10 protein-coding genes and 1 pseudogene are annotated in these 13,823 nt (G+C 71.1%); 7 read left to right on the plus strand and 4 right to left on the minus strand.

Annotated elements, in window-relative coordinates; translation table 11 throughout:
- Positions 1-22 precede the first annotated feature (22 nt).
- Positions 23-3,301: a bifunctional lysylphosphatidylglycerol synthetase/lysine--tRNA ligase LysX gene (gene lysX / locus ACZ5DS_RS37500; protein ID WP_468247677.1), complete on the plus strand. Its 3,279-nt coding sequence runs from the start codon at positions 23-25 to the stop codon at positions 3,299-3,301.
- 115 nt (positions 3,302-3,416) lie between these two features.
- Positions 3,417-4,250 (plus strand): polysaccharide deacetylase family protein, encoded by an 834-nt coding sequence (locus ACZ5DS_RS37505; RefSeq protein WP_468247679.1) that lies wholly within the window; start codon positions 3,417-3,419, stop codon positions 4,248-4,250.
- Between the two features lie 28 nt (positions 4,251-4,278).
- Here the strand turns inward: ACZ5DS_RS37505 and ACZ5DS_RS37510 are convergent, their stop codons facing one another.
- Positions 4,279-4,950 carry a class F sortase gene (locus tag ACZ5DS_RS37510; protein WP_468247970.1) on the minus strand — a complete coding sequence of 224 codons (672 nt, stop codon included), beginning with the start codon at positions 4,948-4,950 and terminating at the stop codon, positions 4,279-4,281.
- Positions 4,951-5,692: 742 nt separating this feature from the next.
- Here ACZ5DS_RS37510 and ACZ5DS_RS37515 point away from each other — a divergent pair.
- Positions 5,693-6,064 (plus strand): annotated as a pseudogene (locus ACZ5DS_RS37515) (hypothetical protein); the annotation flags it as partial.
- A 100-nt stretch (positions 6,065-6,164) separates the two neighbouring features.
- On the opposite strand, the gene ACZ5DS_RS37520 reads toward ACZ5DS_RS37515, so the two are convergent.
- The gene (locus tag ACZ5DS_RS37520) at positions 6,165-6,929 is read right to left on the minus strand and encodes a bestrophin-like domain (RefSeq protein ID WP_468247681.1); all 765 of its coding nucleotides are present in this window, start codon (positions 6,927-6,929) and stop codon (positions 6,165-6,167) included.
- Between the two features lie 30 nt (positions 6,930-6,959).
- A complete protein-coding gene (locus tag ACZ5DS_RS37525) occupies positions 6,960-7,088 on the minus strand; it encodes a hypothetical protein (RefSeq protein ID WP_468247684.1) in 129 nt (42 codons plus the stop codon).
- A gap of 734 nt (positions 7,089-7,822) precedes the next feature.
- Here ACZ5DS_RS37525 and ACZ5DS_RS37530 point away from each other — a divergent pair.
- The 3 genes from ACZ5DS_RS37530 to ACZ5DS_RS37540 all read left to right on the plus strand — a co-directional run bounded on the left by ACZ5DS_RS37530 (position 7,823) and on the right by ACZ5DS_RS37540 (position 12,019).
- Entirely contained in the window at positions 7,823-8,788 is a 966-nt protein-coding gene (locus tag ACZ5DS_RS37530; protein WP_468247687.1) for an SCO0930 family lipoprotein, read from the plus strand.
- 277 nt (positions 8,789-9,065) lie between these two features.
- Entirely contained in the window at positions 9,066-9,878 is an 813-nt protein-coding gene (locus ACZ5DS_RS37535) for an SAM-dependent methyltransferase (RefSeq protein WP_468247689.1), read from the plus strand.
- Positions 9,875-12,019 carry a putative bifunctional diguanylate cyclase/phosphodiesterase gene (locus ACZ5DS_RS37540; protein ID WP_468247691.1) on the plus strand — a complete coding sequence of 715 codons (2,145 nt, stop codon included), beginning with the start codon at positions 9,875-9,877 and terminating at the stop codon, positions 12,017-12,019. Before ACZ5DS_RS37535 ends, ACZ5DS_RS37540 begins: the two co-directional genes overlap by 4 nt.
- 125 nt (positions 12,020-12,144) lie before the next feature.
- On the opposite strand, the gene ACZ5DS_RS37545 is transcribed toward ACZ5DS_RS37540, so the two are convergent.
- Entirely contained in the window at positions 12,145-13,029 is an 885-nt protein-coding gene (locus ACZ5DS_RS37545) for a LysR family transcriptional regulator (RefSeq protein WP_468247694.1), read from the minus strand.
- 120 nt (positions 13,030-13,149) lie between these two features.
- Between ACZ5DS_RS37545 and ACZ5DS_RS37550 the strand changes: the two genes are divergently transcribed.
- Positions 13,150-13,821 carry a succinate dehydrogenase gene (locus ACZ5DS_RS37550; protein WP_468247973.1) on the plus strand — a complete coding sequence of 224 codons (672 nt, stop codon included), beginning with the start codon at positions 13,150-13,152 and terminating at the stop codon, positions 13,819-13,821.
- The last annotated feature ends 2 nt before the right edge of the window (positions 13,822-13,823 follow it).

Consider the following 13,823-nt stretch of genomic DNA (forward strand, 5'->3'; position numbering starts at 1 on the left):
CCCCCTTCCTACAGTCGGAACCATGACTGCCACCGCCGGGCCGGCCGCACGGAGGGATGCCGCGGGCCCGGTACGCCCGCGCGCCGGCGGACGGCTCGGCTGGGTGCCGGAGGCGTTCGCGGCCTTCTTCGCCGCGCTGGGCCTGCTGTGCGCCCTGCTCGCGTTCATCGCCCCGCTGCGCCGTGTCCTGCGCCCGGTGGTCCATGCCCTCGACCTGCTGCTGGTCCCCATCAGCGCCAACCTGGCCTACGCCGTCTTCCTGTTCCTGCTGGCCGCCGCCACCGGCGCCCGCAAGAAGGTCGCCTGGTGGCTGGTCGTCGTCTATCTGAGCCTGGTGGTCCTCAGCGACATCCTCGGCGTGGCCCTCGGCCAGTACACCGAGTCGCTGCCGTCCCTCGTGCTGTGCGGCCTGCTGCTGCTCCTGCTGGTGGTGGCTCGCAAGGAGTTCTACGCCGCCTCCCGCCGTGGCGCCGTCTGGCGCGCGCTGGGCGTGCTGGCGGCCGGCCTCGTCGTGGCGATCCTGGCCGGCTGGGGCCTGGTCTCGCTGTTCCCGGGCACCCTCCCGCAGAGCCAGCACCTGGCCTGGGCGGCCGACCGGGTGTGCGGTGGACTGGTGGCCAACAGCTCCTTCGACGGCCGCCCCCCGCGCCGGGTCACCTTCCTGCTCGGCCTGTTCGGCGCGTTCGCCCTGCTGAACGCGGCCGCCACGCTGTTCCGCTCGCAGCGCCTGGAGGCGGCCCTCCACGACGACGAGGAGGCACGCATCCGCGCCCTGCTGGCGGCCTACGGCGAGCGGGACTCGCTCGGCTACTTCGCCACCCGCCGCGACAAGGCCGTCGTCTTCTCCTCCAGCGGCAAGGCCGCCGTCACCTACCGCGTCGAAGCCGGTGTGTGCCTCGCCAGCGGCGACCCCGTCGGCGACCTGGAGGCCTGGCCGCACGCCATCGCCGCCTGGCTGGACGTGGCCCGCCGGCACGCCTGGGCGCCCGCCGTGATGGGCGCCTCCGAGGACGGCGCCCGCGCCTACGCCCGCGCCGGACTCGGCGCCCTCCAGCTCGGCGACGAGGCGATCCTGCACGTCCCAGGCTTCGATCTGAACGGCCGCGACATGCGCGTCACCCGCCAGGCCGTGCACCGCGTCCGCCGCACCGGCGCCCACTGCCGCATCCGACGCCACTCCGCCCTCACCGACACGGAGATGGAGGAGGTGATCGACAAGGCCGACGCCTGGCGCGACACCGAGACCGAACGCGGCTTCTCCATGGCCCTGGACCGCCTCGGCGACCCGGCCGACGGCGACTGCCTCCTCGTCGAGGCTCTCGGCGAGGACGGCAAGCTGCTCGCCCTGCTCTCCTTCGTCCCCTGGGGCCGCGACGGCGTCTCCCTTGACCTGATGCGCCGTGACCGCGCCGCCCCCAACGGGGTCATGGAGTTCATGGTCGCCGAACTGTGCGCGGTCGCGCCGAAACTGGGCGTGCACAGGATCTCGCTGAACTTCGCCGTCTTCCGGTCCGTCTTCGAGGAGGGCGCCCGCATCGGCGCCGGCCCCGTCCTCAGGCTCTGGCGCCGGCTGCTGCTGTTCTTCTCCCGCTGGTGGCAGCTGGAGGCCCTCTACCGCTCCAACGCCAAGTACCAGCCGGAGTGGTACCCGCGCTTCATCTGCTACGCCGAGACCGCCTCCCTCGCCCGGATCGGCCTCGCCTCCGGCATCGCCGAGGGATTCGTCTCCGTACCTTCCCTGCGCACACTCTGGGGAAAGGGGCACCCGAAGACGGGGCAGCGGCCCGCCACCACCGAGGGCCTGCCGTCCCTGACGGCGCTCGGCCTCGACGGAGGGGGCGAGGCCGGGCCCGCCGCCCCGGACGCGGGCCTGCCCGACCAGGTTCGCGTCCGCCACCGCACCCTCGACCGCCTGCGCGCCGCCGGCACCGACCCGTACCCGGTCGGCGTGCCCGCCCCCACGCACGCCCTCGCCGACGTCCCGCAGGGCCAGGACGTCACCGTGGCCGGCCGCATCATGCTGGTCCGCGACTTCGGCGGCATCGTCTTCGTCGTCCTGCGCGACTGGTCGGGGGACCACCAACTGGCCCTCACCCGCGACGGCTCCGGCCCCGCCCTCGACCGCTTCCGGGCCGGCACCGACATCGGCGACCAGATCACCGCCACCGGCCGCGCGGGCCTGAGCGACAAGGGCGAGCCCACCGTCTTCGTCACCTCCTGGCAGCTGACCGGCAAGTGCCTGCGCCCGCTGCCCGACAAGCGCCACGGCCTCGCAGACCCGGAGGCCAGGGTCCGCCGCCGCTACCTCGACCTGGTCACCAGCCCCGACGCCCGCCAGGTGATCCGCGCCCGCTCCACCGCCGTACAGGCCCTGCGCCAGGGCCTGCTGGACCGCGGCTTCCTGGAGGTCGAGACCCCGATGCTCCAGCAGATCCACGGCGGCGCCCACGCCCGCCCCTTCACCACCCACATCAACGCCTACGACCTCGACCTGTACCTGCGCATCGCCCCGGAGCTGTACCTGAAACGGCTGTGCGTCGGCGGCCTGGAGAAGGTCTTCGAGCTGGGCCGCACCTTCCGCAACGAAGGCATCTCCTACAAGCACAACCCCGAGTTCACGATGTTGGAGGCCTACCAGGCGTACGCCGACTACGACGTGATGCTCGATCTGACCCGCGAGCTGATCCAGGGCGCCGCGACCGCCGCATTCGGCTCCCCGGTCGCCCGCAAGGACGGCCGCGCGTACGACATCTCCGGGCAGTGGCCGGTCAAGACCGTCTACGGGGCGCTCTCCGAAGCGCTGGACGAGGAGATCGGCCCCGGCACCGAGCTGCTGCGGCTGCACCGGCTGTGCGACCGGGCCGGGGTCCCGTACACCGCCGACGACGGCCCCGGTGACGTGGTCCTGGAGATGTACGAGCGCCTGGTGGAGGAACACACCCGACTCCCCACCTTCTACAAGGACTTCCCGACCGACGTCTCCCCGCTCACCCGGCAGCACCGCACCGACCCGCGGCTCGCCGAGCGCTGGGACCTCGTCGCCTTCGGCACCGAACTCGGTACCGCCTACTCCGAGCTGACCGACCCTGTCGAACAGCGCCGCCGGCTCACCGAACAGTCCCTGCTGGCCGCCGGCGGCGACCCCGAGGCCATGGAACTCGACGAGGACTTCCTCGACGCCCTCGAATACGCGATGCCCCCGACCGGCGGGCTCGGCATCGGCGTCGACCGCCTCGTCATGTTCCTCACGGGCCTGACGATCCGGGAGACCCTGCCGTTTCCGCTGGTCCGCCGCCGTTGATGATCCCGGTCGGCTGTTCACACATGTGCCCGGTGCTGAGCCGACCGAGTGCATTCGTGCCGCCGCACCGGTGTCGGTGTGGGGCGCCGGAGGCCGGGCGGGCGACTGATGAGTCATGCAGAAGGATCAGTTGTTCACGCGGCGCCGGCTGCTGCTCGCCTCGGCCGTCGCCCTGGGGGCCGCGGGCACCGCGGGAGTCGTCATGGCGGAGGGCGACGACCCGGCGCGCAGCGGGGCTTCCCTGGCCGGCCCGCAGGCGCGCGAGGCGCTCAAGCCCTCCTCCTATCGGCTCCAGCCGCTCACCGGGTACGGCCCGCCACGCGCCGCACCGCGCAGACTGAAGGTGCGTCACGAACCCATCCTGCGGATCTCCGCACGCGGCCGGCAGATGATGCTGACGTTCGACGACGGCCCCCACCCGGCCTACACCCCGCACATCCTGGACACCCTCGCCAAGTACGGCGTACGGGCGATGTTCTTCGTCTGCGGGGAGTGCGTGGTCCAGAACAGGGAACTGCTCGCGCGGATGGCCGACGAGGGGCATGTCGTCGGCAACCACACCTGGACGCACCCGCTGCTGACCACCCTCGACCGCGGGGAGATCCGGTCCGAGATGGAGCGGACCAGCGACGTCATCGAGGACACCTACGGGCTGCGCCCCCAGTGGTTCCGCGCACCCTACGGCGCCTGGAACCGCGCGGCCTTCCAACTGGGCGCCAAGATGGGCATGGAGCCGATGGCCTGGACCCTCGACACCACCGACTGGGACGAGCCCGGCACGCGCACCATCGTCGACCGGGTGGAGGCCGGCGCCGCCCCCGGCGTCGTGGTGCTCTCCCACGACGCCGGGGGCGACCGCTCGCAGAGCGTCCGCGCGATCCGCGAGTACCTGCCGTATCTGATCGACTCCGGCTACCACCTCACCGTGCCGCCGCGCCGCCTCGTGTGAGGGCGCTCGCCCGCCCGGTGACGGCAGCTCAGCTGACCGCGACCAGGCGGGCGAAGACGACGACGTTCCCGTCGTAGCCGTTCTGCTTCGAGAAGCCGCCGCCGCAGGTGATCACGCGGAGTTCCGGTGTGCCCTTCGAGCCGTACACACGGTCGCTCGGGAAGCTGTTCTTGGCGAAGACCTCGACGCCGTAGATCTCGAACACCGCGGTCCTGCCGTCCTTGCGCAGGACGTCGACGCGGGCGCCCTTCTGCAGGGAGCCGAGGCCGTAGAACACGGCGGGACCCTTCTTGGTGTCGACATGGCCGACGATGATCGCGGTGCCCTTCTCCCCGGGGGAGACCGTACCGGTGAACCAGCCCGCCAGGTTGGGGTCTTCCGGCGGCGGAGCGCCGACCCAGCCCTGCGTGTCCAGGCCGACGGGAATGACGGGCGCATCGACCTGGATCGCGGGGATCCGGACCCGGTCGGCCGCGGAGAACGGCAGTGCGGCGGGGACGCCCGCGAACGTGCTCGGGGTGGCGACGCTGTCCGCTGCCGCCGCCGACGCGGGCTGCGGCGGTCCGACGTCGAACTCGCCCGACCCGTTCCGAATGAGCGCCAGGCCGGTCAGCAGAACGAGCGCCACCACGCCCCAAGGGGCGCGCTTCCTCCGCAGCTCCTCCTCTTCGGCCAACTCGGCCAGCTCGGACGCAGACATTCTCATGAGAATAAGATAAATCCCCTGAATTCGATCGGCGGTGGGGTCGGCGGGCGAACGGGTGGTCCGTCACCCTGTCGGTGCGCCATACGAGTTGCCACCGAGAGGATTTTTCTGACGGTCCGTGACCTGCAGCAATATACGATTGTCAGGTTTTTCGGCGGCGCGTCCGCTCACCAGGACGGACCATTCTCGACATGCGGGCGTGTTCCGCGCGTCCGAGGGTGCAGTCGGGAGGTGCTTTCTCGCCGATAGACCGGGTACGGAACCCGGGGTGCCTCCCGCGGAGGTTCACATGCGAAACCAACGTGCCCTGGCGGCCGCGTGCGCAGCGGTCGCCGCGCTCGGGCCGGCCGCCCCTGTGGCCGTCGCGGACGGCATGGGCAGCGGAGGCGGATCGGAGACCGTCATCACAGTCCCGGGTACCGGCAACATCGGGCCCGGCTTCGGAAACGGCCTCGGAAACGGGTTCGGCAACGGCAACGGCAACTTCTGCCAGGGCAACAACAACGGACGGGGCGACAACTTCGGCCGGAACGACAACGGCCGGTGCGACAACTTCGGTCGGGGCAACAACTTCGGCCCGGGAAATCAGGGCAACAACGGTCGGGGCAACAACAATGGACGGGGCGACAACAACGGACGGGGCCACGACAACGGACGGGGCGACCGGGACGACGACTTCGGCCGGGGCGACGACTTCGAAGGCCGTCGCGAGGGAAACCCGCGCAGCATCGCCGTCAGTCCGACCGTGATCGCCGCCGGTGGCCGGCTCGCCATCACCGTGGACGGCTGCCGCGGCGGCTTCGCGTCCTCGCGTGCCTTCCGCTCCACCCAGCTGTTTCCGGTCGGCAACGACACCTCGCGAGGCATCGCCACGGTCGACCCCGACGCCCGTCCCGGCCGCTACGACATCACGGTCAACTGCAACGGCCGCACCCTGACCCGCCCGGCGGCCTTCACCGTGCTCGGCGCCGTCCAGGGTGGATTCGGCGGCAGCATCGCCAGCGGTGCCACCCGGGCCGACATGGCCATCGGCAGCGGTCTGGTGGCCTCGGCGGTGGTCGGGGGTGGTGTGGCCTGGCTGCGCCGCCGGTACGAGAAGCGGGTCTGACCGGGGCCCCGGATCCCCGCCGGACCGCCTCGCACCTGGACAGGCCTTCGCCCCGGCCCCCTTGCGGGAGCCGGGGCGAAGTTCTGCGGCCCGCGTGCGGCTATCCCTTGATGTTCGGGAACAGATTGAGGAACGGTCCGGCGGTCGCCGTGATGCCCCGGCTGTAGGGGGCGTCGAAGTCCCAGATGAGGAAGAGCATGAAGGCGATGGTCGCGGAGAACAGGCCCGCGAGGACCAGCTCGCGCCGGGTGCGCCGGATCTGCAGCGCGAAGACCATGCAGACGGTGACGACCGCCCCGGCGAGCAGCCCCCACCACACCACGGGCGGCATCGTCGCCCCGGTGGAGTCGGCGCGCGCGTTGCGTGCCTGGTCGGCGGCGGCCATCTGGTCCAGCAGCGGCTGGTAGGCCTGCGCCTCGAAGTCGTTCTTCGGCTGATAGTCCGTCACATCGCGGCGGAGCTTGGCCAGCAGTTCGGTGCCGCGGTCGGTGACCTTCTCATGGTCCTTCATCGTCTTCCACTCGATGGTCACGACGTGTCCGACATAGGCGTTGACATCGTCCCGAATGCGGTCACGGACGTCCGGCGGATAGACCCGCACCCGCTCGGAGATCTCGTGCAGCGCCTGGGCCTCGGCCTGCACATGATCCTGGGCGGCACTGCGCGCCTCCCACACGCCCGCGATGGCCAGGCCCAGGACGATGGCGTACACGACGCCGATCCACATCGTCATGTACTCGATGACGTCCGGGGTCTCGCTGGGATCCTCGTCGTCGGGAGCCCGCTTGTGCCGTACGACGGTGATGACCACCACCACGGCACAGGCCCCCAGCATCGCGAGGACGAGAACAAGCCAATCCGACAACAGGTACCTCCAGAAGTGAGCGGCGACGGGTCAGCGCGGGCGCAGCGCCGCGACCGCGACGATCGCGGGAACGGTGATGAGCAGGACGTAGACGACCGGCGAGGTGTGCTCGGGAGCGGGGCGGCCGGTGGGCCTGGGGTGGTACGCCGGGTAGCTCACCGGGGTCACGGAGGCCCGCGGGTGGGACCTGGGCGACGGGGTGGGCTTCGGTGCCGGGGCCGGCGGAGGCGCGGGCGGTGCCGGGGCGGGCCGGGCGGGCGGCCGCGGTGTCGGTCTCGGCGGGGCCTTCGGCGTGTGTGCCGGCCGCGGCTTGGGCGTCGGCTCGGGTGTCGGCGTCGGCTTCGGCGTGGGGGTGGGGGTGGGTGTCGGCGTGGGCGTCGGGGTCGGTGTGGGCGGGCACGGTGGCGGGGTGGGCTTCGGGCACGGCGGGGGAGTCGGCCAGCGGTCGCCGCCTCCCGCCACGGCCACCGCCACCGTGCCGTCCGGGCCCGTCGAGGCGGACGCGCAGGCATCGGCCGACGCGCTCCCGGCCGGGCAGCCCACCAGGGTCCAGGTCAGGGCAAACAGGGCCAACACCCGTGTGGCAGGCGCACATCGGGTCACTTCGGGTCCATGCACGACGGAGATCATGAGGCCCGCAGCGCGGTCTCACTCCGGTGTGCGCCGGGATTGGTCCGAAGGGGTGATAAAAGGCGATCAATTGTTTGACAGGGGGAAAATGCATGACTGGCCGATATGTGCGTCCGTGCGACTCCCCGGACACGGGACCCGTCACAGGTTCCGGAAAGAATTTCTCGCCCCGGTTGAACGCTCCCGCCCCTTCGCTGCGTACCCATGGCCGTGCGGCGGCGCAGCAGGCGCTGCAATATCCAGGCGATTTTTGGGAGTTGAGGATGAAGACCTCCTGGCGGACCGCCTCACTGGTGGCTACGGCAGCCTCGGTGCTGGCGCTGACGACGGCGTGCGGTCAGGACAACAGCACCACCCCGGCCTCGGCGGCCCAGAACGTGGGAGCCACCGCCGCGGCGGGTGACTACGGCAACCCGGGCGCCGGAACCGGCACCGGCGCGGGCAACGGATACGGCGCCGACGGCAACCAGGCCTCCGGCTCCCCGACCCCGGCCGCCCCCGCGGGCAAGCTGACCGTGGCCGGCAACCCCGACCTGGGCAATGTGCTGACGGACGGCTCCGGCCTCACCCTGTACCGGTTCGACAAGGACACGGCCAATCCGCCCAAGTCGAACTGCGAGGGCGACTGCGCCACCACCTGGCCGCCGGTGCCCGCCGACGACGCCACCGCCGGCGCCGGCATCGACAAGGCGCTCCTCGGCGAGGTCACCCGGCCCGACGGCACCAAGCAGCTGACCATCGGCGGCTGGCCCGCCTACCGCTACGCCAAGGACGTCAACTCCGGTGACGTCAACGGCCAGGGCGTGGGCGGCAAGTGGTTCGCGCTCGCCCCCAACGGCAAGAAGGCTTCGCTGTCCTCCCTGCCCGGGCTGTCCGTGCGCAAGGACCCGAAGCTGGGCGACATCGTCGTCGACAAGAACGGCATGACGGTCTACCGCTTCATGAAGGACGAGGCCTGGCCGAAGCCCGTCTCGAACTGCACCGGTGCCTGCCTGGAGAAGTGGCCCGCGGTCGCCCCGGTCAAGGCCGAGAACACCGAGGGCGTGAAGAAGAAGGGCCTGATGGGCTTCACCCGGCCCGACGGGGCGAAGCAGATGACCGTCAACTGCTGGCCCATCTACACCTTCTCCGGGGACAAGGCGCCCGGGGACACCAACGGTCAGGGCGTGGGCGGCACCTGGTACGCCGTCTCGCCCGACGGCAAGCCGGTCGGCGCGCCGGGCAAGTAAGAGATCACCTCCCCAGGGTCGATCGCCCCGCCCACCGGCGCGTGACCGAAGATCCGCCCCCTCCGCACCGCACGGAGGGGGCGGATCGTTGTGTTCCGCGGGCCGCTGTTCTGCCCAGGAGCCGTCACGCAGCGGGGTCGGTTGGGCACTTGCCGCAGGCAGTGACCGGGAACGGACCGTCAATTTCCGGTTCGGGTCGCTCCTTTGGCGGGCGATCAGTAGCCTCTGCTCGAACACCGGATCGCTTGTGCCTGCCGTCTACGCCTTGGAGAGATACATGGAGCGTCCCGCCTGGGCCCCCCGAAGCATCGACATCTCGGTGCCGAGCGTTTCGCGTATCTACGACTTCTACCTGGGCGGTTCGCACAATTTCGAGGTCGACCGAGAGGCGGCCCGCAAGGCGATGGAGTTCATGCCGGGCCTGCCGAAGATCATGCAGGCCAACCGGGCGTTCATGCGCCGCGCCGTGCGCTTCGCGGCCGAGGAGGGCATCACCCAGTTCCTCGACATCGGCTCCGGCATCCCGACCTTCGGCAACGTCCACGAGGTCGCCCAGGCCGCCGTACCGGGCGCCCGCGTCGTCTACGTCGACCACGATCCGGTGGCGGTCGCGCACAGCCAGGCGGTGCTGGAGGGGAACGAGGACGCGGATGTGGTCGCGGCCGACCTGCGCAAGCCCCAGGAGATCCTCTCCAGCCCCCAACTGGAGCGCCTCATCGACCCGAATCGGCCAGTGGCCCTGCTCCTCGTTGCCATACTGCACTTCGTGGAAGACGCGGACGACCCCTACGGTGCGGTGGCCGAGCTGCGCGAGGCACTCGCGCCCGGCAGCCTGCTGATCCTCACCCATGCCTCGTACGAGGGAATCCCGTTGCCCGCGGAGCGGGCCGAGGGTGCGGTGGACGTATACAAGGACATTCGCAACCCGCTGATCATGCGCTCGCGCGAGGAGATCGCGCGGTTCTTCGAGGGGTACGACATGGTGGAACCCGGACTGGTGCAGATGCCGCACTGGCGCCCCGAGTCAGCGCCGGAGGACGAGGATCCCTATGCCTTCTCCGGGTTCGCCGGCGTGGGGCGTACGGCGTGAGCGCCGAGCCGGACGGGCCGGAGGACAGACTGCGCCGGCTGACGACGATCTGGGGCCGGGCGGTCTTCCCGGTCACCTCCACGTCGTTGACCCGGGTGGAGTTCGAGGAACAACTCCGTCCGCTCGCACGCCGGTTGAGCAACCTCCTGCGGGCCCGCAGCTTCGAGGCCGAGGAGGCCAAGGCGATCGGCGCGGCGCTGGTCGAGGCGCACTGCACCGACCCCGAAGCGCTCACCCGCACCCTGGACTGCATCGACGCCTACCTCGTCCTCTACTGCGGCGGGGACGGCCCGCAGGACGAACTGCGCATGCGCTCCTCGCGGTTGCAGCACGCGATGGCCGCCGGGTACGCGCAGGCCCTGCGCCAGCGCACCCTCGCGGAGCAGGAGGCCATCGCCCAGGCCGCGTTGCAGGCCCAGGGCGTGGTGGCGCAGGCCCTGCACGCCAGTGAGGCCCGCTTCCGGGCGGTCTTCGAGGGCGCAGCCATAGGTATCGGCATCGCCGACCTGGACGGGCACGTGCTCCAGGTCAACGAGGCGCTGCTGCGCATGTTCGGCGGCTCCGAGCAGACCGTGCGCGGCCGCAACGTCATGGAGTGGACCCACCCCGAGGACGCGCCCCAGACCTGGCGGCTCTACGACGAGCTGGTGCGCGGCGAGCGCGAGCACTACCACGTGGAGAAGGCCTTCAACCGCCCCGACGGCACGGTCCTGTGGACCAACCTGACCGTCTCCCTGCTGCGCGACGCCGACGGCAACCCCCAGTACCAGCTGGCCCTCATGGAGGACACCACCGAGCGCCGCCTGCTCAACCTCCGGCTGCGCTACGAGGCCACGCACGACGCACTCACCGGCCTGCCCAACCGCACCCTGTTCTTCGAGCGCCTGGAGAAGGCCCTGGGCGCCGGCGAGGGCCAGCGCTTCGGCCTGTGCTACCTCGACCTGGACGGCTTCAAGACCGTCAACGACAGCCTCGGCCATGCGGCCGGCGACCGGCTGCTGGTGGAGGTCGCCGACCGGCTGCAGTCCTGCGCGACCGCGCCCGGCGAGATGGTCGCCCGGCTCGGCGGCGACGAGTTCGTGGCGCTGACCACCGGCCCCGGCACCGAGCGCGAGGTCGACGAACTCGCCGAGCGCATCATGAACGCGCTCGTCACGCCCATCAGCATCGACGGCCGCGACCTGCTGGTGCGCGGCAGCCTCGGCATCGTCGAGGGCCCGGCCGGCGAGCGCACCGCCGCGGAGGTCCTGCGCAGCGCGGACATCACCATGTACCGGGCCAAGTCGGCGGGCGGCAACCGCTCCGAACTCGCCGACCCGGAGGCCGACGCCCGCGCCATCACCCGCCACGGCCTCACCACGGCCCTCCCCACGGCACTGGAACGCGGCGAGTTCTTCATCGAGTACCAGCCCCTGGTCCACCTCGGCGACGGCAGCGTGCGCGGTGCCGAGGCACTCGTCCGCTGGCTGCACCCGCAGCACGGCGTCCTCGGCCCCGACCGCTTCATCCCGCTCGCCGAGCACACAGGCCTGATCGTCCCGCTCGGCCGCTGGGTCCTGGAGGAGTCCATCCGGCAGGCGCGCGAATGGCGAGAACGCTACGGCGAAGAGACGACCGCCGGACCCCTGCGCATCAACGTCAACCTGTCACCCTGCCAGCTCAGCCATCCCGGCCTGGTCCAGGACACCGTGGACATCCTCGAACGTACGGGCGTCGCCCCGAGCGCCCTGTGCCTGGAAGTCACCGAGTCGGCACTGATCGGCGCCGACGACGACCTCCTCAAACCCCTGCACCGGCTCGCCGAGATGGGCGTCGACATCGCCCTGGACGACTTCGGCACCGGCTACTCCAACCTCGCCAACCTGCGCCGCCTCCCGGTGAGCATCCTCAAACTGGACCGCTCCTTCACCCAGGGCATGCAGCAGTTCCCGGCCGACCCCGTCGACCTGAAGATCGTCGAGGGCATCGTCACCCTGGCCCACAGCCTCGACCTCGCGGTCACCGTCGAGGGGGTGGAAACCGGCGCCCAAGCCGAACAACTCCGCATACTGGGCTGCGACACGGCCCAGGGCTGGTACTACGCGAGGCCGGGCCCACCGGAGAGGCTGCACGACTTGGCGTTGGTGGACGCGACGGGTTGACGCTGGGGGTGTGTGGGGGGGGCAGCCCCCCACAAGGGGCGCGGGGAACTGCGCGACCGGCCCCCGCGCACCCGCACTCCCGAACGGCGCTTACGAGGCAGACGCATCCGGGCGAAAACCACCGCTCACCGCTCAAGCAACATCCGCTGCAACTCCCGCGCAGCCCGAGGCGGAGCCACATCACTCCGGTGAGCCAACGCAATGGTCCGATGCAACCCCGGCCGAGCCAACGGAGTCACCCGCAGACCACGCCCGGTCCGCGCAGCGACCATGCGCGGGACGACCGCGACACCCAGCCCGGCGCGGACAAATCCGAGGACCGCGTCCATCTCACCCCCCTCCACCGCGAAGTCCGGCTCGAACCCGGCGGAGCGACACGCCGCGACGGTCAGCTCCCTCAGGTCGTAGCCGTGCCGGAACATCACCAGACGCTCGCCCTCCAGATCCGCGATGCGCACGACCCGGCTGCCCCGGCCGGGTGCCGGCGCCTCCGGTGAGGACACCACCACGAGATCCTCCCGCAGCAGCTCCACCGTGGTCAGCGCGGGCGCGGGCGTCGGCAGCGGCAGTACGACCAGGGCGAGGTCCAGGGCGCCCCGGGCCAGCCCCCGCACCAGGTCGTGCGAGCCGCCCTCCTCGATGAGCAGCTGGACGCCCGGATAGCGGTCGTGGAAGGCGCGCAGGACGTCCGGCAGCAGGCCGGTGCACAGGCTCGGCGTGGCGCCCAGCCGCACCCGGCCCCGCCGCAGCTGCACCAGCTCCTGCACCTCGTGCCGGGCGGTGTCCGCGTCCGCGAGGATCCGCCGGGCCAGAGGCAGCAGCGCCTCGCCCGCGTCGGTGAGCGTGATGTTGCCCCGGGCGCGCAGGAACAGATCCGCGCCCAGCTCCCGCTCCAGCGCCTTGATCTGCTGCGACAGGGACGGCTGTGCGACATGGACCAGCTCGGCGGCCCGGGTGAAGTGCCGGGTCTCGGCGACGGCGACGAAGTACTGAAGCTGCTGGAACTGCATGGCGCCACCATAGTCCTGGCCTATGGAAACAAGCCGGACCATGTCTTGGACCGATCGGCCTCTTCGGCCCTAGCGTGCTGTGACATGGCTCTGGCAACGCGGACGGACCGACGGCCGTCCATGGCGCGCACCGTGTGGGACAGCTCCGTCGGCAAGAAGACGGTGATGGCCGTCAGCGGTGTGATCATGCTGCTGTACCTGGTCGCCCATGTGATCGGCAACCTGAAGATCTTCTTCGGTGCCGGGGAGTTCAACCACTACGGGCACTGGCTGCGCACCGTCGGCGAACCCTTCATGCACTACGAGTGGACACTCTGGCTGATCCGGATCGTCCTCGTCGCCGCCGTGGTCGCCCACGCCACCTCCGCGTACCAGCTCAGCCGCCGCGACATCAGGGCGCGCCCCAGCACGTACGTGCACAAGAAGCCGCGGGCGAGCTACGCCACGCGCACCATGCGCTGGGGCGGGATCATCCTCGGCCTGTTCATCGTCTGGCACGTCCTGGACCTGACCACCGGCACCGTGCACAGCGGCGGCTTCCAGGAGGGCCACCCGTACCAGAACGTGGTGGACACCTTCTCCACCTGGTACGGCAACGTCATCTACATCGTCGCGATGCTCGCGCTCGGCCTGCACATCCGGCACGGCTTCTGGAGCGCCGCCCAGACCTTCGGCGTCGGCAGCCGCACCCGCGACCGCGCCCTGAAGACCATCGCCAACGTCCTCGCGCTGCTGCTCACGGCCGGCTTCATCGCCGTACCCGTGGGCGTCATGACCGGAGTGGTGAGCTGACC

It is taken from the genome of Streptomyces sp. NPDC031100 (assembly GCF_055570785.1).

Coding starts and splice junctions, on each gene's coding strand:
- lysX (WP_468247677.1), top strand. CDS start 23: ATGACTGCCACCGCCGGGCCGGCCGCACGGAGGGATGCCGCGGGCCCG.
- ACZ5DS_RS37505 (WP_468247679.1), top strand. CDS start 3,417: ATGCAGAAGGATCAGTTGTTCACGCGGCGCCGGCTGCTGCTCGCCTCG.
- ACZ5DS_RS37510 (WP_468247970.1), bottom strand. CDS start 4,950: ATGTCTGCGTCCGAGCTGGCCGAGTTGGCCGAAGAGGAGGAGCTGCGG.
- ACZ5DS_RS37530 (WP_468247687.1), top strand. CDS start 7,823: ATGAAGACCTCCTGGCGGACCGCCTCACTGGTGGCTACGGCAGCCTCG.
- ACZ5DS_RS37535 (WP_468247689.1), top strand. CDS start 9,066: ATGGAGCGTCCCGCCTGGGCCCCCCGAAGCATCGACATCTCGGTGCCG.
- ACZ5DS_RS37545 (WP_468247694.1), bottom strand. CDS start 13,029: ATGCAGTTCCAGCAGCTTCAGTACTTCGTCGCCGTCGCCGAGACCCGG.
- ACZ5DS_RS37550 (WP_468247973.1), top strand. CDS start 13,150: ATGGCGCGCACCGTGTGGGACAGCTCCGTCGGCAAGAAGACGGTGATG.